Source organism: Gelidibacter japonicus (assembly GCF_010725055.1).
GTDB classification, from domain to species: domain Bacteria; phylum Bacteroidota; class Bacteroidia; order Flavobacteriales; family Flavobacteriaceae; genus Gelidibacter; species Gelidibacter japonicus.
On sequence record NZ_BJKB01000004.1, the window covers coordinates 258,962 to 283,359 of the forward strand.

General features: G+C 40.6%; 11 protein-coding genes. 9 read left to right on the forward strand and 2 right to left on the reverse strand.

Going from position 1 to position 24,398, the window contains the following annotated elements; translation table 11 throughout:
* Positions 1-426 precede the first annotated feature (426 nt).
* Together G6N06_RS06530 and G6N06_RS06535 are read left to right on the forward strand one after the other, a co-directional pair.
* Positions 427-657, forward strand: a complete 231-nt coding sequence (locus G6N06_RS06530) for a type II toxin-antitoxin system HigB family toxin (protein ID WP_240337992.1) — start codon at positions 427-429, stop codon at positions 655-657.
* A 4-nt stretch (positions 658-661) separates the two neighbouring features.
* A complete protein-coding gene (locus tag G6N06_RS06535; RefSeq protein WP_240337993.1) occupies positions 662-1,021 on the forward strand; it encodes a helix-turn-helix domain-containing protein in 360 nt (119 codons plus the stop codon).
* A 666-nt stretch (positions 1,022-1,687) separates the two neighbouring features.
* On the opposite strand, the gene G6N06_RS06540 is transcribed toward G6N06_RS06535, so the two are convergent.
* Positions 1,688-3,250 carry a phage tail sheath family protein gene (locus tag G6N06_RS06540; protein WP_205334731.1) on the reverse strand — a complete coding sequence of 521 codons (1,563 nt, stop codon included), beginning with the start codon at positions 3,248-3,250 and terminating at the stop codon, positions 1,688-1,690.
* Positions 3,251-4,040: 790 nt separating this feature from the next.
* On the reverse strand, positions 4,041-4,184 hold the full coding sequence (locus tag G6N06_RS06545; protein ID WP_163515255.1) for a hypothetical protein: 144 nt from the start codon (positions 4,182-4,184) through the stop codon (positions 4,041-4,043).
* A 286-nt stretch (positions 4,185-4,470) separates the two neighbouring features.
* Between G6N06_RS06545 and G6N06_RS06550 the strand changes: the two genes are divergently transcribed.
* The 7 genes from G6N06_RS06550 to G6N06_RS06580 all read left to right on the forward strand — a co-directional run bounded on the left by G6N06_RS06550 (position 4,471) and on the right by G6N06_RS06580 (position 24,324).
* Positions 4,471-5,049 carry a PAS and helix-turn-helix domain-containing protein gene (locus G6N06_RS06550; protein ID WP_205334732.1) on the forward strand — a complete coding sequence of 193 codons (579 nt, stop codon included), beginning with the start codon at positions 4,471-4,473 and terminating at the stop codon, positions 5,047-5,049.
* A 243-nt stretch (positions 5,050-5,292) separates the two neighbouring features.
* Positions 5,293-7,293, forward strand: coding sequence for a S8 family serine peptidase (locus G6N06_RS06555; RefSeq protein WP_163515257.1), 2,001 nt, complete (start codon positions 5,293-5,295; stop codon positions 7,291-7,293).
* A gap of 6 nt (positions 7,294-7,299) precedes the next feature.
* The gene (locus G6N06_RS06560) at positions 7,300-10,704 is read left to right on the forward strand and encodes a DUF6603 domain-containing protein (RefSeq protein ID WP_163515258.1); all 3,405 of its coding nucleotides are present in this window, start codon (positions 7,300-7,302) and stop codon (positions 10,702-10,704) included.
* The gene (locus G6N06_RS06565) at positions 10,701-14,048 is read left to right on the forward strand and encodes a hypothetical protein (protein WP_163515259.1); all 3,348 of its coding nucleotides are present in this window, start codon (positions 10,701-10,703) and stop codon (positions 14,046-14,048) included. The genes G6N06_RS06560 and G6N06_RS06565 overlap by 4 nt, the downstream gene beginning before the upstream one ends.
* An 18-nt stretch (positions 14,049-14,066) precedes the next feature.
* A complete protein-coding gene (locus G6N06_RS06570; RefSeq protein ID WP_163515260.1) occupies positions 14,067-19,676 on the forward strand; it encodes a hypothetical protein in 5,610 nt (1,869 codons plus the stop codon).
* Positions 19,666-21,546 carry a hypothetical protein gene (locus tag G6N06_RS06575; RefSeq protein ID WP_205334733.1) on the forward strand — a complete coding sequence of 627 codons (1,881 nt, stop codon included), beginning with the start codon at positions 19,666-19,668 and terminating at the stop codon, positions 21,544-21,546. Before G6N06_RS06570 ends, G6N06_RS06575 begins: the two co-directional genes overlap by 11 nt.
* Before the next feature lie 546 nt (positions 21,547-22,092).
* Positions 22,093-24,324, forward strand: a complete 2,232-nt coding sequence (locus tag G6N06_RS06580; protein WP_163515261.1) for an alpha-L-fucosidase — start codon at positions 22,093-22,095, stop codon at positions 24,322-24,324.
* Positions 24,325-24,398: the final 74 nt, after the last annotated feature.

Sequence of the window (24,398 nt, forward strand, 5' to 3'; positions counted from 1 at the left end):
CAATAAGGATTATTCCGTTGTGAAAACATTTAAGGATGCCCTCGCCTTTCTTCGGGGGTTTTTTTTATTCCTAAAACGTTTCACATATTCCAGGATTTTACGCACAACATGCTGATATTCATCTTGAAATTAGATGTTGAGAAAGATTTCTATTCATGGATAAGAAAACGATTTGATTTAGAACAGATTCTCTGTTCAATTGTTGGGGTGGTTATAGCGAAGCATAGCAAAACATTAAACTTAAAGCATATCTAATTTACCTAACCAATTAATGGAATTACAGTAAATGTAAATAAATTACCAAATATGTAATATTTGAATTAAATTTGTAACTTTAAATTTCTTATTTTTTTACATGCATATCATTTCATTTCATTCAAGAAGTTAAGAGATTATTTTTCCAAGCAAACCAATGCTACAACAGCGTTGAGAGATTGGTATAAAATAACAAAGAAAGCTGAATGGAATAATTTTGCAGATATAAAACACACATTTAATTCGGCTGATGCTGTGGGGAATGATAGGTACATTTTTAATGTCAAAGGAAATCAATACAGGATTGTAGCCATAGTCTTATTTAAAATTAAGCGCGTATATATACGTTGGGTTGGCAGCCACAAGGATTATGACAAAATAAAGCATATTGACAAACTATAAAATTATGAAATCAGTTACACTTAAAGAATATATTGCTGCTAATATCCGCTTGGAGTTACTTCTGAAAGAACTTGGCAATGAAACGCCTGAAGATGATCCTCCTATGATAGAACTTGTAGAAGTCAGTGATATTATTGAACACTATGAAGAAACCCATTTTCCTATAGGTCTGCCGACCTTAAAGGAAATGATTGAATTGCGCATGTTTGAAATGGGTCTAAAAAGAAAAGATCTTGCAACGCTTCTGAACACGAGTGCATCAAGAGTAAGTGAATACTTGAATGGTAGAAGGGAAATCACATTAAATGTTGCCAAAGCTTTACATCACAAGTTGAATATTGATAGTGACATTATTCTACAGTGATTGTCATGTGCTTAGCGAGACGAAATCAATATTTTATTACAATTTGTGCCATATTTCTGCAGAACTCACCATACCATTTATCTGCAAAGCATCCCGAACTGTGTTTTTTGCCTTTTTGCTTTTCCTTATCTTCATTTAATGAATTTGGCCCGGTCTGTAATTGATCTCAAAATCTGTGAGGATTTTTAAGTCAACAGCTTTGTTCATTTATTGGTAAATCTAAAAACACACCAACAAAAAACTTATCATAACGTCACTTGTAAAATTACAATCAATCTGATTTTCCATTTTATTCGTGTGTTCTGTAAAGAGCAATCTGTTTTTACCATATGTGTCACTATAGACCTCGTTTTTTAGGGTTCATTGTAACGTAAAAGGTAATGGCGAAAGGGACCTACAACTCATGAAATTGGAATGAAAATCGAATCGGTTTAATAAAGTACTTGAATGATTATGAATACCTATTTTTAATATAAATTCAAATTTCAAAAAGATAACTATTGAATTTATAGTACAAGCCTATAGTTTGACATATTTCAATCTTACGAACATCTCGTTGACATCATCCAAGACGGAATTGTAAAATTATTTGAGATAGAATATCAGCAATCCTTAATAATGACAAGCAATCATAATCCTATGATATATTGACCTATTGTGCTTCAATCAATGTGTTTTTTGAGTGATTCTTATTAAGGAGAATTCAGCAGGTCTGATTGGAGCGATACCTATTTCAACGATCATTTTCCCTGAGTTCAGATCTTGTTCCGTCATGGTTTCTCCCAAGCCCACCTTTACATAGTAGGCTTCTTCTGGTTTCGTGCCATTTAAGGCACCCGATCGCCAAAGACCGTTGAGGTAATTTGTGGTCATAGCTTTTACCTTGTGCCACGTATTGAAATCATTTGGAGCGTTTTCAAAATGCTTCAAGGCCTTCTTTACTGAGGTTTCAATGGTCATACCCAGTCGCGTTACCGGAACATATCGCCATTCATTATCATTGCCTGCCAATGTACGGGCACCCCATACCATGACCCCTTTCCCCTTGAAGCTTCGAATCGCATTAATGGATTTGCCTGAGTTGTCAACATTAAGATGGGTCTGTGCATTATTGTCAATTTCCAATGTTGGTGATGTAACCTTATTTAAGGATACATTAGCTGGTGCTTTCCAAACACCATTAGTGGCATCTGTCTTGGCGTACACACCTGCAATGGCGGCACTGGGTGGTAATTCAAGATGCTTAGCATTTATCATCTGTTTTATGTCATGGTATTGTGCTCTATAGTTTCCATCCTCAGCGTGATATAGGGAGGTCTCAATTTTATTTGGATCGCTTTTAATTGCCGCTTCAGGATGCCTCAATACCCATGATTTATTATTAGGCATCAGCTTTACTTTAATCTTGTCTTCAGAATACTGGTAATGAAGTGTCGTTTGTAAGGACGGAAAGTAGGCAGCGCCATATTTAAGGTTTTCGGTTCCCATCGAGAATCGGAATTTTTCGACTGATTCAGTTATATTACCATTGGATTCCTTGACATCACAGATCAAGAAACGATCTTTTCTTAGGGCACATTGGGCGAGAGCTGCCTTATACACTTCTGCCGGATCATCTGTATTATCAGGGCTGGCAATATCTGGAAAAAGAATTAGTGTGGGTAAGTCTTCATTTTTAAGCAGTGCAAGGCCATTCAACAGGTCTTTATTTCTTATTGAATTATCATAACGACCAACCGAAGTAATAACACAATCGCCGCCGCCATTGGCAAAAAACAGTTCAAGCATATAGTACATCCTGTATTTTGGAGTGCTCAAAATGTTTGGGGAAGTGATGCTTCCGTCACTGTGTATTTGAAACTCTCGTATATCTTCACTGGAAGGTCCACCAAATTTAGTTTTATATTCCTGCATAGAACCGATCCTTGTCGGGCTATTGGAACCTTTTTCGGTATATCCTATAAAGGCAGGAATAGCTGTGTTTACCTGAACAATTGAAGGGATAGAATTGGGTGTTTCTTCGGCATATACGCCTGGTGTTTTGAGATTTCTCATATTGATGGCTTCTTTGCTGTCAGTACTATCTTTATACGTTTTGTTTAGACTTTTTTGAGGAGCTCTGCGTTCATTTTTAGCTTTTTCTATAGTTGTCTTTTTTTTTACCTGTGAAAAGGTGGCGCAGGAGAAAACAAAAAGTAGAACAAGGCATAGGACATGTTTTTTGTTCATAATATGTTAGTTTTTGTAGTTCTATTTGATGCAAAAGATGAAAATGGAATTGGAAATAAACACAACCAATGTCACGCTCTGCTTCATAGTTGACATGAATCATGAAAACGAACAAGGTGGGAGTATTATGAACTTATAAAATCCATTGCAATCTCTTTATGCTTCTAAATTACTAAAAACTATGTTATTATGAGTGTTTAGTTTAGTGAATTGATTGACTAAGAAAGAAGGCTCATTACAAAATCATTTCTCCCCATCATGTACATTATATGGCAAAGAAATTCACACAACATAATCTTTACTGGTTAGCCATGGGCATTAAATAGGACAAAAGCCCCTTTAAGTTAAAATTCTAAAGAGGCGTCGCCAAACCAATGAGTATTATGATTATTTGACAAGATTTTATCATGATCAATTAAATGTCTTAATCGACCAGCTCAAAGCGCATCCAAATAAAGGCTTTCCTATTATTATAACGATTTCTCATTCGGCCACGAATAGGACTTTCTAAAATGGTCCTTCCAGAATAATCAACTTTTCTAAGCGGTAAGGAGGCATTGTCAAAATTGTCAAATCTCAATGACTGTCTTAAACCATGTTATTATTTCTGAATTTGCATCTGTTGTAGCAGCATTACGAAAAAGAAGAATTTCTAAAATTGATGTTAGTGGAGTGTTTAGTAGAAAAAGGAGTAGTTAGATGGATTTATTTGGAGCTACAAATGAGGTAGGTTGCTATGACACCATTTTTATATTAGGTAAATTTTAAAGTTAAACGTTTCCAATCGCGTTTAAAACAGTTTTTCTATACCAACAACAACCATAATATGATCAACCTTATTGTTAAATAGACCTCTTTTCAGTTCTTTCTTTGGAAAGTCTTTTTGTTCAAGGTTATAAAAATAACTCGGCCATTCTGAATTGGTTTTCTTCATCACCAGTCGGTTTTTTTTAATTTATTTGAAAGGGTTTTCTGAAGAATTCTCATTGTTGAGTATTAATATTCAGTGAGATAAGTTGAATAAAAAGAAATATATTTTTTATATTTAGTCCTCATTAGAGGCATTGGAAGTAAGAATACATACCGATTTTGGTCTCTTTGAACTTGGCTCTCATTTTTACTGTTAAGCTTAAATTGTTGAATAAACACCCATGGAGAGATATGCATTGCTGTCGAGAATTTCTCATCTATTGGATACCTTGGATACAAATAAAACTCTCATGGTATCTATCTTTCACTTGGAGTTAAATCAACTTATTTATTTCAATCCTTCTTTTGAAAACATGTTGGGCTATAAGATTGACTTATTGCAAAAACAGGGATGGGACTTTTGGTTTAAAAATATTTGTCCTGAAGCCCATCTCAAGGTTAGAGGAAAAATATCAGAGTTTCTAAGGATGCCTGACCATCAAAAGTCCCTGCTGCTCCAATACCAGTTCCTTAGTGGTACTGAGCGTTATATCAGTGTCAGACATGAGATGGTCCTCCATAAAAACAACGGGACCGCCTTTTTGATCAATTATCTTTTTGATGTTTCTGAGAAAATGCTCATCGAAAAATGCCTCCAGGACAGTGATGGCAATGAAGATATAGCACCAAATGGAACACATCTTATTTCGGAACGGGAACTGGAAGTTTTAAAACTGATTGCTGATGGTTATTCTTCTAAGCAAATTGCCATCCGATTGTTTATCAGTAATCATACGGTGACCTCACACCGTAAGAATCTTATCGAGAAATTTAAGGTGAAAAATACCGCCCAACTTATTAAACGGGCCTCTTCAATAATGGATTTGTAAATCTATCGTTTTGCACATTTCTTTTTAAACTTTTTAAAATCCCTATTTTTAGGGATTGCATGGAGCCAATTAAATTTCTAATTTACCACAGCCAAAATTTTACGGAATCCCCTGACATTCTATTTGGCAATTTTTTATTTTTTCTCATTCCCACGATTATAGTTCCCCTTCCGCTTAATAATGTTGTTTGAAATTAATTCGATTGAATATGCAATCGGGTTAAGGAATTTAATAATCTTCATCATGGGCTTTAAAAGTAAATTTGACTCTCCATTAAAGGAAATATATGATAACTATCTCGAAATTAAAGAGAAAGGAAGGGAAGGTGTTCGCAGAATCAATCCAGCCTTAAAAAACGGTTTGGTTATTTCTGTTCAAATTAGTTATCAAGGTGATATTTCGGTTTTGGTGGATAAGGGTTTTCAGCTTCAATGGGAGACTGGTGGAACATTAGCCCATGGATATGTGCACGTAAAGGATTTAGAAATACTTGCTTCTTCCGATCAAATATTGAGAATGGAATACGGTATGGATGACACTATAAATTTAGATACCAGTGTCAAAGAAATCTTGGCTCGCGGTATGCCGCCTATGCCACCACCATTTATATGGAGCGTTAATCAATCAAACGGCAATTTTACTGGATCGACTGGCGAAGGTGTGATTATAGGAGTAATAGACTCGGGGATAGATTTTACACATCCAGTGTTCTTAAAAAGTACAGGCCCGGATACTTCTCGGATTTTACGAATTTGGGATCCGGGATTGATTGCAGTAGCTGGTGAAAATCCTCCCAATGTCAGTCGCCTTTTAAGTACTGACACCTATGGTGTTGAATATACCAATGCCCAGATCAATGATGTATTGCGAAACGTATCTGGGGCCACCCCAATAAGGCACCGTGATTGTAATACCCACGGGACGCATGTTGCCGCAACTGCAGCGGGAGATGGGAGAGCGATCCCATTTTTCTCATCCACAGCTTACGACTATGTAGGCGTCGCTCCAAAGGCAGATATCATTGCAGTAAAAATATTCAGTTTGGAACATGATCCCACAACACCTCCTCCTGCAAATGCTGTGATTAATTTTCAGCAAAGGTTTAAAGATGCTGTAACCTATATAAAGAAAGTAGTAGAACTTGACTATGGAAATCGCCCCTTGGTGATTAACTATAGCGGTGGAAATTCACTCGGTCCTCATGACGGTTTGACTATTGATGAACTTTGGTTGTCAGGACAATTTGGAACCGAGGCTGGTAAAATATGTGTGGTAGCGGCAGGAAATTCTGCTGGCGCAAGTAAAATGCAACACAGCGTCATCACAATGCCTGTAGGATCTATTGAAATTCCTTTTGAGTTATACGACACCAGGGTTAAGAAAACTGACTACAATAAATGCACAAATACCGATAATACGAGCACTTTATATCTCGATTTATGGTATAAAGATATTAATCCTGATACACTTACAGTAGAGTTAAAATTACCGGGTGGTACTTTTTCTGCGGCTTTGGCACTGAGTGGTGCCGACCAGTCGGGAACATTTGATGGAGGCAAATCTTACAGATTGTCCCACAGCCCAGTATCTACTACACCTGTTCCATTGCCAACTATAACACGAAATAATATAAAACTAAAAATAGGTCCTGATGGTAATATGCATAAGACCGGCACCTATACCCTAAAACTAACTACTACAAGAGCTACTGTTGTTCATGCCTGGTGTTCAAGGGCCTCATACCATGGTTTTAAACCTATTACACCTTTACCTGCAGGTGTTGCGGTAACGGATTTGAATACTGTGGGGAGTCCGGGATCTGCGAGCAATGTTATTACGGTAGCTGCCTACAATGATATTTCAGGAGATATCGCATCATTTTCTTCAAATGGCCCACTTGTGGATTATTCCGGTGCTGGGCCCATAAGCGCAAAGCCTGATATAGCAGCACCCGGAGTTGCGATAAAAGCGGCAGAAAGCCAATTTGGTAGTGTTAATGGTCCTTGGTTAAAAAATATTTTTGGTTCGAGTTATAAAGAAATGCAGGGCACAAGTATGGCTGCTCCGCATGTTGCTGGATTGGTCGCTCTCTTACTTGAAAAGAATGGCACCTTGGATACACCTGCTGTATTGGCCTTATTACAAAATAACAAAAGACCTGTAGTACCGGCAAATCCAAATGGTTTTGGAGCTGGAAAGTTGAACGCAGAGGCGTCATTTAACCATGTCCCTCCAGTTATATAAAAATGTATGAGTGAAGTAAGTATTATACAGTGGGCTGTCAGCTTTGCCAAAATAATTGGCGAGGGATCTTCAATTTTCGAGGATTTTTCAGTCGATCAACTTGGGCTCCAGTTGCCAGATGTGATTGTCACAAATCCCGCAGTGCAAACATCGGTCACCAATGTGAAAATCTCATCTGAAGATCTCCAAACGGCAACTACTTCTTTGGAAACTGCGGTTTTAACTGGGAACGAAGCCGATTTGATTCTTGCTTTTCTTGCCTATGGAACCGCTCTCGGACGCTTTTTCTCTGATCTAAAGGGGCTGTCAGATTCATTAAATAACGCCATTACAGCCGGAACAATCGCAAATCCTACTGAAAGAACAATAGCTAAAGAACTGGCGGAGGCGCTTCTTAAAAAACTAACAGACTATTTCATTATTTCTGGAATTGAAAACACTCTTCCAACCTTGATGTTGGTGCTTAAAGTTTTTGGTCTTGCGGAATGGAAATCCATCCAAGAAGATTCCGCCAATTCGTTGAGCCGAACATTTGTTAAAAAGGAACTTCATTTGGAGCGGTTGAAAGATTTTTTCAAAGATCCACAGAAACATTTTGAAGATGCTATCGGCTGGGGCAGTAACGGTTTTGATCCAAGCGATTTCTTTGAACTTTACAGACAGTTTTTGGATGAAGAGGATTATATATTAATTGGAGATGACAGTGGAGACCCTTTTTTACAAAAGGGGATTTTGAAAATAAGTAGAGATTCTTCTCAAAATCCTCCTGGACTAAAAATCGAACTGATCGTTGACCTAAACAACGAACAAGATTTAAGAACGGACTTGGGTGGCGATTGGGGAATTGGCCTTGCAACAGATATCAAAATTAGTGGAGCTGCTGGACTAACCGTTGCGCCGCCATTTAATATCTCTTTGGAGCCTGTTTCTGGAGAGATTTCAGGCGAGTTTAGAGCCTTCTTGGATAGAAATCCAGATGCTAGACCTTTTGATATTATTGGTGGCAATGGTTTGATAACACTCGCTGCCAATAACGTTTCAGCAGGCGTTGGTTTGTTTGCAGATTGGAATCCCGTAACCAGCACTGCTACGGCAAATCCGCTATTATTTACAGAAATTGAAGGCGGGGTCATTAAAATTGGTACACAAGGATCTGATTCTTTTATTGCCGATATCCTATCAAGTGTGAGCCTCGAAGGTAATTTTGATTTGGGATTGGAATGGTCTGCATTAGAAGGACTTAAAATAAAAGCGAGCGGAGGTATAGAAATTATGCTTCCAATGCATGTTGATCTGGGCGTTTTGGAGTTTATCAACCTATTTATTGGACTAACCATAGATGATGATAGTTCCTTTAAATTAGAGACCTCTACAGGAATTCAATCGAATTTGGGGGTTCTATCTGCCACAGTGGAAAGAATGGGTGCAGAAACCAAATTCACCTTTTCTGATGATGCTGAATATGGCTTATTTGATGTTTCTGTTGGCTTCAAACCTCCTAGCGGCGTAGGCCTTTCCATAGATGCCGGCGTCGTAAAAGGTGGCGGGTATTTGTTTTTCGATTTTGATAAAGGCGAATATGCGGGCGCTCTCGAATTGACCTTTAGTGAAATTGTCTCACTTAAAGCCATAGGGCTTATCACTACAAAAATGCCTGATGGTTCTGATGGATTTTCAATGATCATCATCATTACTGCAGAGTTTGGTACCGGTATCCAATTAGGCTTCGGCTTTACTTTATTGGGTGTTGGTGGCTTGTTGGGATTAAACCGAACCATGCGCTTGGATGCCTTGGCAGAAGGTGTTCGTACCGGCGCTACCGAAAGTATTATGTTTCCCACCAATGTTGTGGAAAATGCACCAAAAATCATCAGTGATCTTCGCAATTTCTTTCCGGTTGAAGAAGGTAAATTCCTCATTGGACCCATGGCGAAATTGGGCTGGGGAACGCCAACACTCATCAGTATTTCCTTAGGAATTATTATCGAGATTCCTGGCAATATTGCCATTTTGGGAATTCTGAAAATAGCATTGCCTACCGAAGAGGCTGCTCTGATCGTGCTACAGGTCAACTTTATAGGGGCGATAGAATTTGATAAGGATCGACTCTGGTTTTTTGCCAGCATGTACGACTCAAGAGTCCTGTTTATTACACTCGAAGGAGAGATGGGACTATTGGTAGGTTGGGGCAGCGATTCTAATTTTGTATCGGCTGTTGGAGGCTTCCACCCCGCTTTCAATCCGCCACCTTTGCCATTCCCAAATCCCGTACGCATCTCTCTAAATATCCTGAACGAATCTTGGGGAAGAATACGGGTAATGGCCTACTTTGCAGTGACTTCAAACACGGCGCAGTTTGGTGCACGCGCAGAACTGTATTTCGGTTTTAGTGCATTGAATGTTGAAGGCCATATTGGTTTTGATGCCCTGTTCCAATTCTCACCATTCTATATGATCATTTCACTTTCGGCATCCCTGTCGGTGAAAGTTTTTGGAATTGGTCTGTTCAGTGTAAAAGTAAAAATGTCCTTGGAAGGGCCATCGCCATGGCATGCTAACGGTACTGGCTCCATTTCATTGTTATTCTTTGATATTGATGTCGATTTCGACTTTACTTGGGGCGAAGAAAAAGATACCGAATTGCCTCCAATTTCAGTAATGCCAATATTGGTTGCTGAATATGAGAAACAAGAAAACTGGAAAGCATTGGTTCCTGCAAACAACACTCTCTTTGTCACTTTAAGGGAAATCGATGATGTGGCAGAACTGGTCTTACATCCGGTAGGTTCTTTAGAAGTGACGCAAAGAGCCGTCCCATTAGAACTTAAATTGGATAAAGTAGGCACTCAAAAACCAGATGATGCCAATCATTTTACGTTGACAACAGCAGATAATGAACTTGCCAAGATCAAAGACATTGATGAGAAATTTGCCATAGCTCAATATAAAGATCTAAAAGATGGCGAAAAATTATCAAGTCCTTCCTACCAACCCATAGAAGGCGGAATGGAACTTTCGGTGGAAGGAGAGCAATTGGCCACCGGGAAGTCTGTGAAACGCCATATACGCTACGAACTTATCACTATAGATACCAATTACAAAAGAGGATTCAACATGTTTTTTAATTTCATTACTTCAATATTCAACATTTTCCTCAGAGGAAATGCTGTGGCAAGAGCTGAAATATCAAATGCGAACCTCAAGAAAGTCCAACCTTTTGATATCAAGATCAAAGTTCAAGAACCTGGTTTTTCAGTGGCAAGTATGGTCGACAATTCCCAGTTTGGAAATAAAACTTTCAAAAGCCAAGCACAGGCCATGGAATTTGCAAACCATCAAATATCCGCCAATCCGGCATTGCAAGGTGCATTGCATGTTATTCCCAATCACGAAATAAATACAGCGGCATGAGCGATTCTATAGCAACATATACGTTTTTACCCTGGCTTCGGCAAGGGGTCTCCAACAAGATAGACCCGGCCAATGTAACGGCATCGCGCGCAACGGTACAAGTAAAATTGAAACTTACCGGGAAGGCCTTGCAAGGTGCAGATCTTGAGCATGAGATTGTCCGTAATGTCGAATTATACGGTCCAGGAGATATAATTGGGATCGATAAAAAAGCGATTGTTAGAAATGAACCGCGAAATTGGATCACCAATTTTGAATCCAATTATATGCCCTATGTCGAGTTTTATGATGAGGATTTTCCTTGGCGGTATAGTCCGTCCGTAGTTCAGGAGCATGATAGGCTAACCCCATGGATGGCCCTTGTGGTGCTCAAAGAAGATGAATTTAAGGATGGCAAGAATATGATGAACCGCCCTTTGAATTTTATTGAAGCTTCTGATGTTGCCGCAACGTTTCCTCCCTCAAACCAACTTTGGGCATGGGCTCATGTGCACGCCAATGAATCTTTAATTGATGGTGAAGACCATATTGTAGCCGATTCAAAATCTGAAATAGATGGTGTCATCTCAGAATTAAAAAAATTACTAAACAAAAATCCGGATTTGGCATATTCCAGAATCGTCTGCCCCCGAAAGCTGGAACCCAATACTGCATACCATGCTTTTTTGGTACCTTCATTTGAAAGTGGCCGTTTGGCAGGACTTGGTTTGGATCCGCAACAAACCCCCAATGTCGAAGCTATCGCTTGGGAAGACTATGGAGGAAAGGTGGATGCCACCTTATTTCCGTATTATTACAGATGGTATTTTAGAACGGGATCTGTAGGCGATTTTGAATATCTGGTGAGGCTTTTGGAGCCTAAACCTGTGGATAGCCGCGTGGGAAGACGTCCTATGGATGTTCAGAAACCGGGCGTAAATGTCAGTGGGATAGACAATCCGGAACTGGAAGGTGTTCTAAAATTGGGAGGTGCCTTAAAAATTCCTTTTGATATCTTAGGTGATGCTGATAAAGCCGAGGTTACCAAATATGAAGAGTGGGATCAGCCCTATCCGCATAAATTCCAAGAGGATCTCGCAAGTTTTATCAACCTACCCGACGATTATGATGCTAAATCCGCTGCAGAGGCGAACAAAGATGCCGATTTGGGATTGGATCCGGACACTAACGACGATGATAAGGATCCATTGATCACAGCACCGCTTTATGGGCGTTGGCACGCCTTGGTTCAGCGCCTGTTAAAAGAACGGGATGGCAGTGACATAGCTACCAATGAAAATTGGGTCCACGAACTCAACTTAGATCCAAGATATCGTGTAGCAGCTGGTTTTGGTACTTATGTCATTCAGCAGAACCAAGAGAACTATATGACCGCAGCCTGGAAACAGTTGGGTGATGTTCTTGAAGCGAATAGAAAAATCAGGTTGGCACAACTAGCCAAAGAAACCTCTTGGATTTGGTATGATAAGCATTTGCGACCTATGGTAACCGCCAATCCGGAAAAGGCATTCTTTATGACCCGACCGGTTCAAAATAGAGTGATTGCAAAAGGGATTACCGTACATCACACGATAAAACAGAGCAAAGTGCCATTGGTAGTCACTTCTACCGCCATGCGCCGTGTGATGCGCCCAGGAAGCAGGTTGATGAAGCTACTTCCTTTTGATGCTACCATAAAACCGTTTAATATTGTAGATAGGATCAATAAAGGCGAGGTCTTTCCCGCGCCTCCTAAATCGGCGCCACCGGAACTTCCAACCATAGAAGATGTCGCTGAAGATGCCAGACCAAATAACATTCCACCATTTGCTGAGAAATGGATCAATAAATACCCTTGGTTAAAATGGGTATTCCTTATTATGGCGTTATTGATTCTATTGCTGCTTTTTCTGTTTTCACCTAGCGGAATGATCATGTCCATTGGCAGTTTGGCGGTATTGGTATGTGCCTATCTCTATTATCAATTCAATAAATGGGAAAAAGAACTCAATAATGCCGAGTCCTTAAAAGAAGAACATATAAAACCGGAAGCGGTAGATGATTTACCAAATAGCCCAGACTTCCAAATAACACCGATGGACTCAGGGTTTACTCCAACATTTGGAGGATCGGATAGCGTAGAAGCAGTGAAATTTAAAACCGCTCTACGAGATTCGTTCATGCTTTTGGACGTCAGTAGGACGATAGCCGAAGTGGCGCCTAAACCTGCTTTGGACTTACCGATGTTGGTCAATACCACATTTACCGTCATCAATCCGGAATTGACCATCCCTAAACTGATCTATAGTGCCGTGTTCATTCCGCCGCGGATCCGGGCACAGATGGTAGAGCAGTTTGTTGAGGCATTGGCCTATCCAGAGTTTGACATCCCTATGTACGAACCTTTAAAGAATATTTCGGCCGAATTGTTTCTGCCCAATATTAATTTTATTTCCCAAAACAGTATTTCGCTTTTGGAGACCAATCAAAAATTTATAGAAGCCTACATGGTAGGTCTAAATCATGAGTTTGCAAGAGAGTTGCTTTGGCGTGAATATTTTACCGACCAACGCGGAAGTTATTTCCGTCAATTTTGGGATGTTTCAGGGTTTATGCCTGAGGATAACGGCCTGACCGAAGAAGAGCTCAAAGAAAAAATGCGTGATATTCCACCCTTGCACCGATGGTCAAAATTTTCTGAATTGGGAGACCATGATCACAGGGAGCAAGGTGGTGATAAAGAAGAAGAATTGGTATTGGTGATTCGTGGTGAATTACTGAAAAAATACCCCAATGCAGTTATCTATGCCCACAAGGCGGCATGGCAAATGAAGGATGGCGAAATAGATTCAAGAAAAGAAAGAGTATTGGTAGAACTCCAGCCTGGTCAATTGGATAATCCGCCAAAGGATATTGTAAAAACACCTTTATATGAAGCCAAGGTAGATCCTGACATTACCTTTTTTGGTTTCGATTTGAAAGCCGAAGAAGCGCAAGGAGGTACTGGCGATGATCCAGGTGATGAAGATAAGGCAGGTTGGTTTTTTGTGATTAAAGAGCGGCCTGGAGAACCGCGCTTCGGATTGGATATTGAGCCTGCCGATGACGACCCCATTGACGTATGGAATGATCTTTCTTGGGAGCGTGTACAGCCTTCGGGCAATTTCCTTGAAATTACTGAAGAGACCCAAACCATTGTCATTGGAGATTTTGACCCAGCTAATGAAGAAGAAAAAGAGGAGCAAAACCCAGAGGACAAGAATATTACTTGGAGTAAGGATATGAATGCGGCAGAACTGGCCTATATCCTTTACCAAGTGCCCGTAATGGTGGCAGTGCATGCCTCTGAAATGCTACCAAAATAACCAAATAAAGTTATCAAAATGCCTGATTTTAGCGACATACGAGACCGTTTAAATGCCACACAAAAAACACGTGATGAGGCCAAACAGCAGCTATTTCTTAAAAAGGAAAAATTAAAAAAGATCCAAAGGGAAAAGCAAAGGTTCGAGCGGGTTTTTAACCCAGATCGTCCTGAAGATGTCGAGACAAAGCAGCTGTTGGAACGCCGAGAGAAAATAGCTAAGGATGAAACCAGACAATGGCAAAATACTTGGGAGCAGCAGCGTTTAGTGGTAGATGACATTTTTGCGCAATACCAACCATTTTCAGACCCGAGAGAATTCATAAACCGCCTTAGCGACGACTCTCCTTTTTTATTGATGCCTGTGCGAATCGAAACCCGGTTTAAAAAAGTGGTCAATGATCAAAGGGAAGTCAATCAATTATGGTTACGTATTTATCCAGACGATTGTGCCATTGACTCTTTTGAAGCGATCCTTTCAGAAACTGAGGTGAAAAGTGCCCAAAAATATTGGCATGGCATCTGGCAAGCTGGAGGCAGGGAAGCTATGGAGCGTGCTGCTTGGAGAGCACTCGTAGCAACTTATGGCTCGGGTCGTGCTCGGTATATCATAGAACAATACCTTCCTGTCAATACCGGGGATCAGCCAAATAATGTCGATGAGAAAGATTTTTTCTTGAGTATCGCCGTGACGGAAATACCATCTGCCACCGAGTTATCCATCCTTAAGAGCTTTTGGACGGCATATTGGAGCGCTCATACCAATAGTGATAAAAAGGAACAGGCTTATCAAGATTTGGTGGATGCAGTTGGCGAAGACAAGGCCAAAGATATTTTAGAAAATCAAAAACCCATCAATTTCGAGGATACGACCCGTATTGCTGAAGAAGGCCTAAATGTTTCGGTCATCTTTATACAGTTTAAGAAGGATGAAGATGTTGAAACCAAACAGCAGTCGTGGTCGCAAGCACCAAAAACCTATGTGATGCCAGATCGCTTTGTGGTCACGGGATATCAAGGCGGAAGCCATACCAATAATGACAGCGATATTGCTTTTCAGGTGATTGGTAATCAAATACCAAACCCACTAATTATGGGGCCAGACCCGTCTTTGGAGGAGGATGAGCAAATTCAGCAGGAAGATGGGAACCTAAAAGTAAATGATGATTTAAAATGGATGACCGATTTTGATGACGCCATCTCCAAAGGTCTTGGTTTCAAAATCAATTTAAATGACACCTTGGCCAGCAGAGGTTTCAACCGTATTGTCGCATTAGGACTAAAACTAAGTGCCGACAAAACCAAGGGCTCTGAATTATTGCAAACACTGTTCAAAAATCACGAACAAAGTAAAAAGGGATTTTCTATTCTTCCACAGGGAACACCAACCAACAATACCGAGGAAGAAGGCTCCGGACATAATTTCTTGGATGATGCCGATGTCAGTTTTGACCATTTAAAACAGGAAGAGCAATTCAGTATAGAAAGCGATTGGCTCAAGAAGAAAGATGGACAATGGTTGGCAGAATGGCTGGGTGTTGACTATAGTACCTTCCAAAAAACTTACAACGCCGCACTCACAGACCAATGTGAAGCGAAGGCGATGAATATAGCCTTGTTTCCAGCGACCATAGGATATATGATGGAAACGATGATGCAGGATGTTTTTTCTGATGACGACATGGAAAAAACCCGCTGGTATCTCAATCATTTTGTGAGCGGGAGAGGTCCAATTCCAGCCATTAAAATTGGGAATCAACCCTATGGCATACTTCCTACAACCACGTTTTCAAACTTGGCCTGGTTAAATGAGAGAAGGATCATTCGCCCAGAAGGTGTGCCTTGGGATAAAGGAACAGATGGTTTTCTTCGGAAATTATATTTCAATTTACGCAAAGTTGATGACGATTGGTCCGGCTTGATGAATGATGTCGCCTTTGTGGGAAAATCAGGTGATGCCCACCAACTTTTACTGGATATTGTTGGACTTAATCCTAATTCGGTTGAATATCACCAACGCTATGCAGAAAGTTTTGAAGCGTTCATCAATCGATTAAAATTATCGGGAGGATTTGCGGTGCTGATCGGTATTTTTATAGCAGGGGGCTATGTAAAAAGTGGCATGGATCTGCTTAAGGAATTTGGTTACAAAGGCGATGAGACCCCAGATATTCTTGAAAAATTATTTTTAAAAAGTGAAAACAAACTCAGTAAAGATCTTATTGATGACAGGAAATTATCTGAAACAGATCCGATAAGAAACTATACCACAGATGCAAAAAATTATATCGAATGGCTTATAGATGCCGCAAATACTTCACATGAAAGCTTAAGGAAACAACAAGGCTTCCTCGATAATAAAATCCCTTCGGCTTTATTGTATCTTATGCTGAAGCACTCTCTTGATATGGGCTATATCAATATTAGCTTAGACCTAAATTTAAGGGCAAATACAATTTCTCCAACTGAATTTCGATCGGCTAAAATAGATCCCAAGTATCTGCATATACAACAAGGAGCGCAACAAACCGAAAGTCGCTGGAAATACTTATATCAAACCGATACGGTCATTACAGGAAGCCCAAATCTAACGCTTGGCGATTATATCCCTACAGTATTGAATACTGAACTGGCTACGGCTTATCTCAAAAAGCAACTCACAGCCCTGGAGCATCTTGTTGATACCCCTACGGCAAGACTGGAGCGGGCATTTACAGAACATATTGACCTTTGCACCTACCGCCTCGATGCCTGGAAAAATGGATTGATGAATTACCAATTGGCGGCCATGCGTTTTAGGGAAGAAAACGATCCCAACAACGATTTTCAGCAGGGAACCTATCTTGGTGCTTATGGCTGGTTGGAAGATATCCGTCCAGAAAACAAAGTATTCGAAGATGTCAATCTGGAGGATCCAGAACTGAAAAAGCACTTTAATCAACCCGATGAACCTCAATTGCAGACGGATGTCACCAATGGCGGCTTTATTACTGCACCTTCCCTCAATCACGCGGTAACGGCAGCTATTTTGAGAAATGCCTATATGAGTGATGACCACCCTGAAACTTTTGAAATTAATCTCTCTTCAGAACGCGTTCGTAAAGCCTTATCGCTAATTGAAGGTGTTAGGGCAGGCCAAAGTTTATCGGCATTGTTGGGGTATTATTTAGAACGGGAATTGCACGATCAAAACGCCAGCCTTACACTTGTTGATTATCATATTCACAAACTGAGAAAAGCCTTTCCTTTTAGCTCAGATAAAATGAAAGACACCAAAACTGATGATACAGATGCTATCGAAGCCATTGAGGCGAGCAATGTGGTAGATGGTTTGGCGCTTATCAATCATATTAAAGATACAGGTGCGTCCACTTATCCTTTTGACAAAGAAAACATACTTAAAAACACAGGCCCGGATGCCCCGTCACAAGCCATAAAAAATGCAATCAACGAACAGGTCCAGAATATTATGAACTTAAATGATGCCATTGCCGATGTGGCGATGGCTGAAAGTGTGCACCAAGTTGTTTTGGGTAATTACGATAGGGCAGCAGCTACGATGGATACTTATAGCAAAGGTAATTTTCCACCCATCCCGGATGTGGTTCAGACCCCTCGAAGCGGGGTAAATATCACACACCGATTTGGACTTCAATTGAAGCCTGGGGTTGATCCTACAGTTTCACCCAATTCCATGGCCATTACCCCGCGTTCCAAAGCCGAACCTGCATTGAATAGTTGGTTAAATTCGGTACTACCAAATGAAGATAATGTCGTTGCAGCGGTTAGATTTTTTAACCATACTACGGCTGCGGAACAAGAAGAGACGGTATCCCAAAAACATTTGGCCTTGCAGCCGCTTGATCTTTTGTATATGGTCAACACCGACAATGATCAGGCAATGACGGTTTTGGATGACCATATTGTAAAATATGTCCATGATACTTTCGCTCCCCGTCCCGATTCAGAAATTAAAATTGAATATACAAAGCGGATTGGCGTGAAGATTAGCTTTTTTGAATTGGCGGCCCAAATGCATAGCCTTCGAAGTTTAATATTACAATCCCGTCCATTGGAACCTATGGATGTGGCATTGCCCACAGAATCAAAGTCGGCCGAAAATGAATCCTTTTTCCTCGATGACACTAGAGTTTCCATAGCTAAACAGGACATAGAAACAATTATTACGGACATCGGGACCTATCTTGGAACACTTTCACTTTTGGATGATCCTGTGGCCAATAGAAATCAGATTTTACTGAATATTGATACGTTTATTAATGAAATCACAGATATTCTCCATCGACTGTCGCTATATGGGTTGCCGCAAAGCGGAATTGGATTTGCCTATGATAGACGGCGTGTGCTGTACAAAGCTATTATTGAAAAGTTAGAGGTAGTGATCAACAAATGGGAGCAAAAGCTGGTTGATTTTGCCACCGCTTTGGCAGAGTACGATGCATTGGATCCGGCTACGGCCGATGATAAGCGATTTGAATTATTATACCGGGCGGAGCGTTTGGTGACCACCATTCCAGAATCCCCACAATCGCCAACCCCATTTGAATTTAGGGGTAAACTGAATAATAAAGGTACAGCGCTGGATGCTAAGACGGATGCTTTTATCGACATCATAAATGCCAATCACCCTAAGCTGGCAAATTTGCTCACTGCAGTTTCCGCCGAACTGCCCATTGGTGATTTTGATGTTGATCCTTTCACTATAACCGATCAAGAAGATCAAGTACTTCTGTTTGCTGAGGAACTGAGAAATTATGCCCAATTAATAACCGCCGATTTAGCAAAAAGGATTTTAAAATCGCAAGAATTGGTAGATCAGGCCACCGCATTAACGGCCAGTAAAAAGAAAGTGGAGCTTCTTCAGCAAGCCGGGAAACAATTATTTGGAGAAGACTTTAAAATGGTGCCAGAATTTCAGCTGCCACAAAAACAAGCTGACGAATGGGAAAATTCATTTAATGATACCGGACAGTTATTGGATCACCTAAAGACTGTTGAACATGTAGATTTTCCTTTGGATGAATGGCGATATGGTGTGGCTCGGGTTCGGGAAAAAATGCACCATTGGGAAAATATGGTGGCTTTGAAGGAGGCATTTACAGTGGATACCTTAGAAATTCATCCGGTACAGCTACCCTATGAAGCGAATGACCATTGGCTTGCCTTGAATTATCCTAAGGACCATCAGATATTAAATGACAAGATCCTGTACACGGCCCATTATGCGGTGCCTTATGATAAAACTCAAAATCAGTGTGGACTTTTATTGGATGAATGGACCGAAGTCATTCCTTCAAAAACCGAAGACGTGGGGGTAACCTTTCATTATGACCGACCAAACTCTGATCCACCACAAGTGATGTTATTGGCCATGACTCCCAAGTTTACAGGAGAATGGCAATGGAATGATTTAATGGATATTGTGAACGAAACCTTGGATCTTGCCAAAAAAAGAGCTTTGGAACCAGAGCAGATAGACAAGACCGCTTATGCACGATTTCTACCGGCAACCATTTCGGCGGTAACGGTGCATCCTATCACCGCATCGCTCAATTATGCTTTCAATAATGTTGTATATAATTTTTTAGACCCAATTGATGATGAATAACTATGTAGCCATAAATAATATGACTGAGGTCCTTCAGCAAAAACTATTGCCTTCCATCACCCTATGGAACCGACTGGAGGCACGACCTCGTACAGATGATTTTGATCGGGCCTTGAAAGCTGAGGTGCGCGATCCTCTTTGGATGTTGACCAAACAATGGCAGTTGGGCGAGTTTCGGGGAGATGATGCTGGTTCACCCGCATTTGCAAAAATACAGATGGCAACAACACGGTTGACCAAATATCAGGCAGATAGTAAGCAGGTGCAAACCTATGATGAAGACGTACCTTTGGAAGCCAAGGTTGAACAGAAAAAGATCCCATTTAAATCGGGTGCACAGGATATGTCTTTGGACATCCGCTTGATGATGGGCCGGCATTGGTTAAAGTTGATTAAAACCGATTTCCCTGCGGAGTTACGAGATGAATATATTTTACTTTATAAAATTTTATTGCCTGATCCCGATGACAAAAATTTTGCCAGTATAGTGGCACATAGGGAAGCCTGGCAACAAGTTGCTGCCGTGGCAGAAAGGTCTATGGATGGCTACATGTTTTATGCACATCTCAAAAAGGGAAATTCAGCTTCTGAAGGAACGTCGCAACTTGGAGATGTGGATTTGGATGCATTGGGAGAAAAGTTTATAAAGTGGTTTGAGAAGTTTTTTCTTCAACCTATTGACGATGATAACAATGCATGGTTGCCGTCAAGGATGGAATATCAATTTGCAGTTTCTGCACCTGATGAAGGTGGAGAAAAAGTGATGGTAGCCGATGAGTACTATCACGGCCATTTAGATTGGTATAATCTGGACATCGATCCGCAAGCAACAGCCTTGGAAACTGAACCTGATATTGTGCTGCCTCCAGATCCACAAAACAGGAAAACCAACTCGTTTTTTCCAGTTAATATTTCTTTTGACGGCATGCCCCATACCCGATGGTGGCGTTTTGAGGATTCCAATACCAACTTTGGAGACATCAATCCAGACACCACCGATTTGAACAAACTACTTTTTATAGAATTCGGTCTTATTTATGCCAACGATTGGTTTTTGGTGCCATTCACGCTACCTGCAGGAAGTATAGCCAATGTAAAAGGTCTGTCTGTTACTAATGTGTTTGGTGAAAAGACTTGGGTAGAACCTGCAGGGAAAGGATTGGACGATGCCTGGAAACGATGGAATATGTACGCACTCAATACCAAAGGCAATCAACGAGAACCTGCAGACAACAGTCTATTGATTCTCCCGACTGTAGAAAAAATTCTCGAAGGAAAACCTTTGGAAGAAGTTCTTTTTATACGCGATGAGGTTGCCAATATGGTCTGGGCCATCGAAAAGAAAATCCCATTGCCAACCGGAAGTGGCAAGCACGGAGGCGAAGCGGCCTTTGAACTACATAAATTCTATCAAAAAATATTGAACAAAGAAATTGGCGACGGTATCGTCATTCCAGATGATATAGAATTTAAAGCAAATATCCGTTATCAAATTATGAATACGGTTCCGGAAAATTGGATTCCGTTTATTCCGGTTCATGTCGATGGTAGTTCACGAGAAGTACAACTGCAAAGAGCATCAATGCCAAGAATCCTTGAGAATGACGCGCCAAGCAATGCCCAGAAAATAAAACCAAGAACACAGTTGGTGCGTGAAGGCCTTGAAAAAGATCCCGTAGAAGCCTATTTCATTCATGAAGAAGAAATCCCGAGAGCAGGCATTCGAGCCTATCAAACCTTCCAAAGAACCCGTTGGTATGATGGTAAGGTGGTGAATTGGTTCGGGGCCCGTAAACAAACTGGTAGGGGAGAAGGTCATAGTGGCTTGGCGTTTGACCAGATTATCCCAACTGCGAAAAGACGGGTCTGAGAGGAGGTAGAGGATAGAATATAGAGGCTAGAGTGTTGTGTGGATAGAATAAAGAATAAAGAGTCTTCTAATGTTCTAAGTCCTATAGCGACGCGGTCTTGGTTCTTTATCGGACATTAATTAGAGGTTGTGATTTTTTCAAATTAATTCACCTAGAACATCTGTTTGGGTTCCATCGGAAAGTCCTGTACTGAAGTTACAAAGGGTCTCGTTTTAGTACTGATGCCAATTTAACTTTTCAATGTCGTGTTTATTTCCATGAGGTATTATTTTTGAGGCATCCAATTGTAATCGCCTTCTTTTCAATAGGTTTTATTTTAATCTCACAAAAATGTACAGATCGTAAAAACTGGTTGTGTTTTTTGGTTTGCTGGGCCTACAGTTCTTTTGAAACCATTAGCCAAAGGCCCAATTTTTTCAATATCTTTACCGTTCATTACTTTTGGTTTTGAAACCATCAAGGTATATAATGGGCTAACTTTAAAAGTGGGCCTTCTACGTTCAAACGATTTATCTGTAAGTAGTGAACAAACAATTATGATCACAATGAAAAACCTATTTTTTTATACTGTTGTTGCTTTAACAATAGCATCGTGTTCTCCTGTCAATGGACAGAAACTGAAGCCCAGTTCAACAATTGAAATAGACTCCGATGACACTAAGGATTCAATTATATTTAAAGCAGCCCATGTTGTTCCAACCCAAAATCAATACGACGCTCTAAAGAATGAGTTTATCGCGTTTATCCATTTCGGACCCAATACGTTTACGGGAATGGAATGGGGAAATGGCATGGAAGATCCTGAAATTTTTGACCTTCAACATTTGGATACGGACCAATGGTGCAAGGCTATGAAGGATGCCCAAATGAAAATGGTCATTCTTACCGTGAAACATCACGATGGATTTGTACTTTGGCAGAGCCGGTACACCGACCACGGTATTATGTCGACACCGTTTCAGGATGGCAAAGGCGATATTTTACGGGATTTGTCAGCATCCTGTAAAAAATACGGGTTGAAATTAGGAGTGTATCTATCGCCGGCAGATTTGTATCAAATTGAACATAAAGACGGATTATATGGTAATTTAAGCACGTATTCAGACCGTGTGATCCCAAGCCCGGTTGAGGGACGTCCTTTTAAGAATAAAACGACATTCACCTTTAATGTTGATGATTATAATGCCTATTTTTTAAATCAATTGTTTGAATTGTTGACGGAATACGGTCCCATCCACGAAGTGTGGTTTGATGGTGCCCACCCAAAACGAAAGGGCGGACAAGAGTATAATTACTTGGCTTGGAAAGAGCTGATCTCTACATTGGCTCCAGAGGCTGTTGTTTTTGGAAAACAGGACATTCGTTGGGGCGGTAATGAAGCTGGCGCCACAAGGGATACGGAATGGAATGTTATTCCATATTCAGGGAACCCACTCAACATGAATAGTTTTGCCGATATCACCGGAGATGATATTGGGAGCAGGGAAAAACTCTATGACGCCAAATATTTGCACTATCAGCCGGCAGAAATCAATACGTCAATCCGCGAGGGCTGGTTTTACAGGGATGAGGACAAGCAAAAGGTGCGTAGTGCCGATGATGTCTTTGATATCTATGAGCGCTCAGTTGGTGGCAATACAATCTTTTTATTGAATATTCCACCAAATAAAGAGGGCGAATTTTCACCGGAAGATGTACGTGTTTTAGAAGATGTAGGGCAACGGATCAGGGACACTTATGGCGCTAATTTATTTGCCGATGCTTCAGGGCATAAGGCGGTTTTGGACGCAAATCCTGATACTTATGAAATGTTGGCTGATGACATAAAGGAAATCCTCATAGAAACGGAAAAACCGGTCACCATCAACCGATTGGTCATTCAGGAAGCAATTGCGACCCATAGTGAGCGTGTGGAGAAGCATGCGCTTGATGTTTGGATCAACGGTGCCTGGAAAGAAATTGTTTCTGCTACCAATATTGGATATAAGCGTATCCTGCGTTTTCCTGAAACAACTTCCAATAAATTTAGAGTACGTATTTTAGAGTCGCGATTAAGTCCTGCCATTTCAAATATAAGTGCACATTATTACCAAACACGTCCGCCACAATTGGAGATAACCAGAACTTTAGATGGTATGGTGACTATACAGCCCAAAAAACACGAATTTGGTTGGAAACCCCATGGCGAAGATAGTTCAGGCAATATCAATTCTGGAATAGAAATACGGTTTACAACAGATGGTAGCGAGCCAACAATAGATTCTGAAGTCTATGATTCTCCTTTTATAGCAACATCTGGAGAAATTAAAGCGGCTGCGTTTACAAATGACCAAAAGGGCAGTGTGGTTTCGAGAACCTTGGGAATTCTTAAAACTAATTGGAAGGTAATAAACGAAGATAGCTGGACACCATCCCATAAGGCAGAATTGGCAATAGATGAAGACCCAAGGACGTTCTGGATATCTGACGCTAAAACTTCCCCCCACTTTATCGACATAGATCTTGGGGATGCCCAAACATTCAAAGCTTTTGGTTATACGCCTCCAACAGTTACTTCAGAAGGCATGATAGAGCAAGGTGTTGTTAAGATAAGTCAAGATGGAAAATCATGGAAGGAGGTTGAAAGCTTTGAATTTGGCAACCTAATAAACGACCCGACCCCAAGGACCCACTATTTTAAAGAAGCTGTGCATACACGATTTGTGCGTATAGAATCCAAAACCATTGCTGGAGGTAAAAAGCAGGCAGCCATAGCAGAATTGGACTTTTTTGAATAACTAACGGTAGATTCAGCATAAAGGATACATCGTTGCATCCCGTTTTATAGGCAGGATGTCCCGTCTGTAAAAGG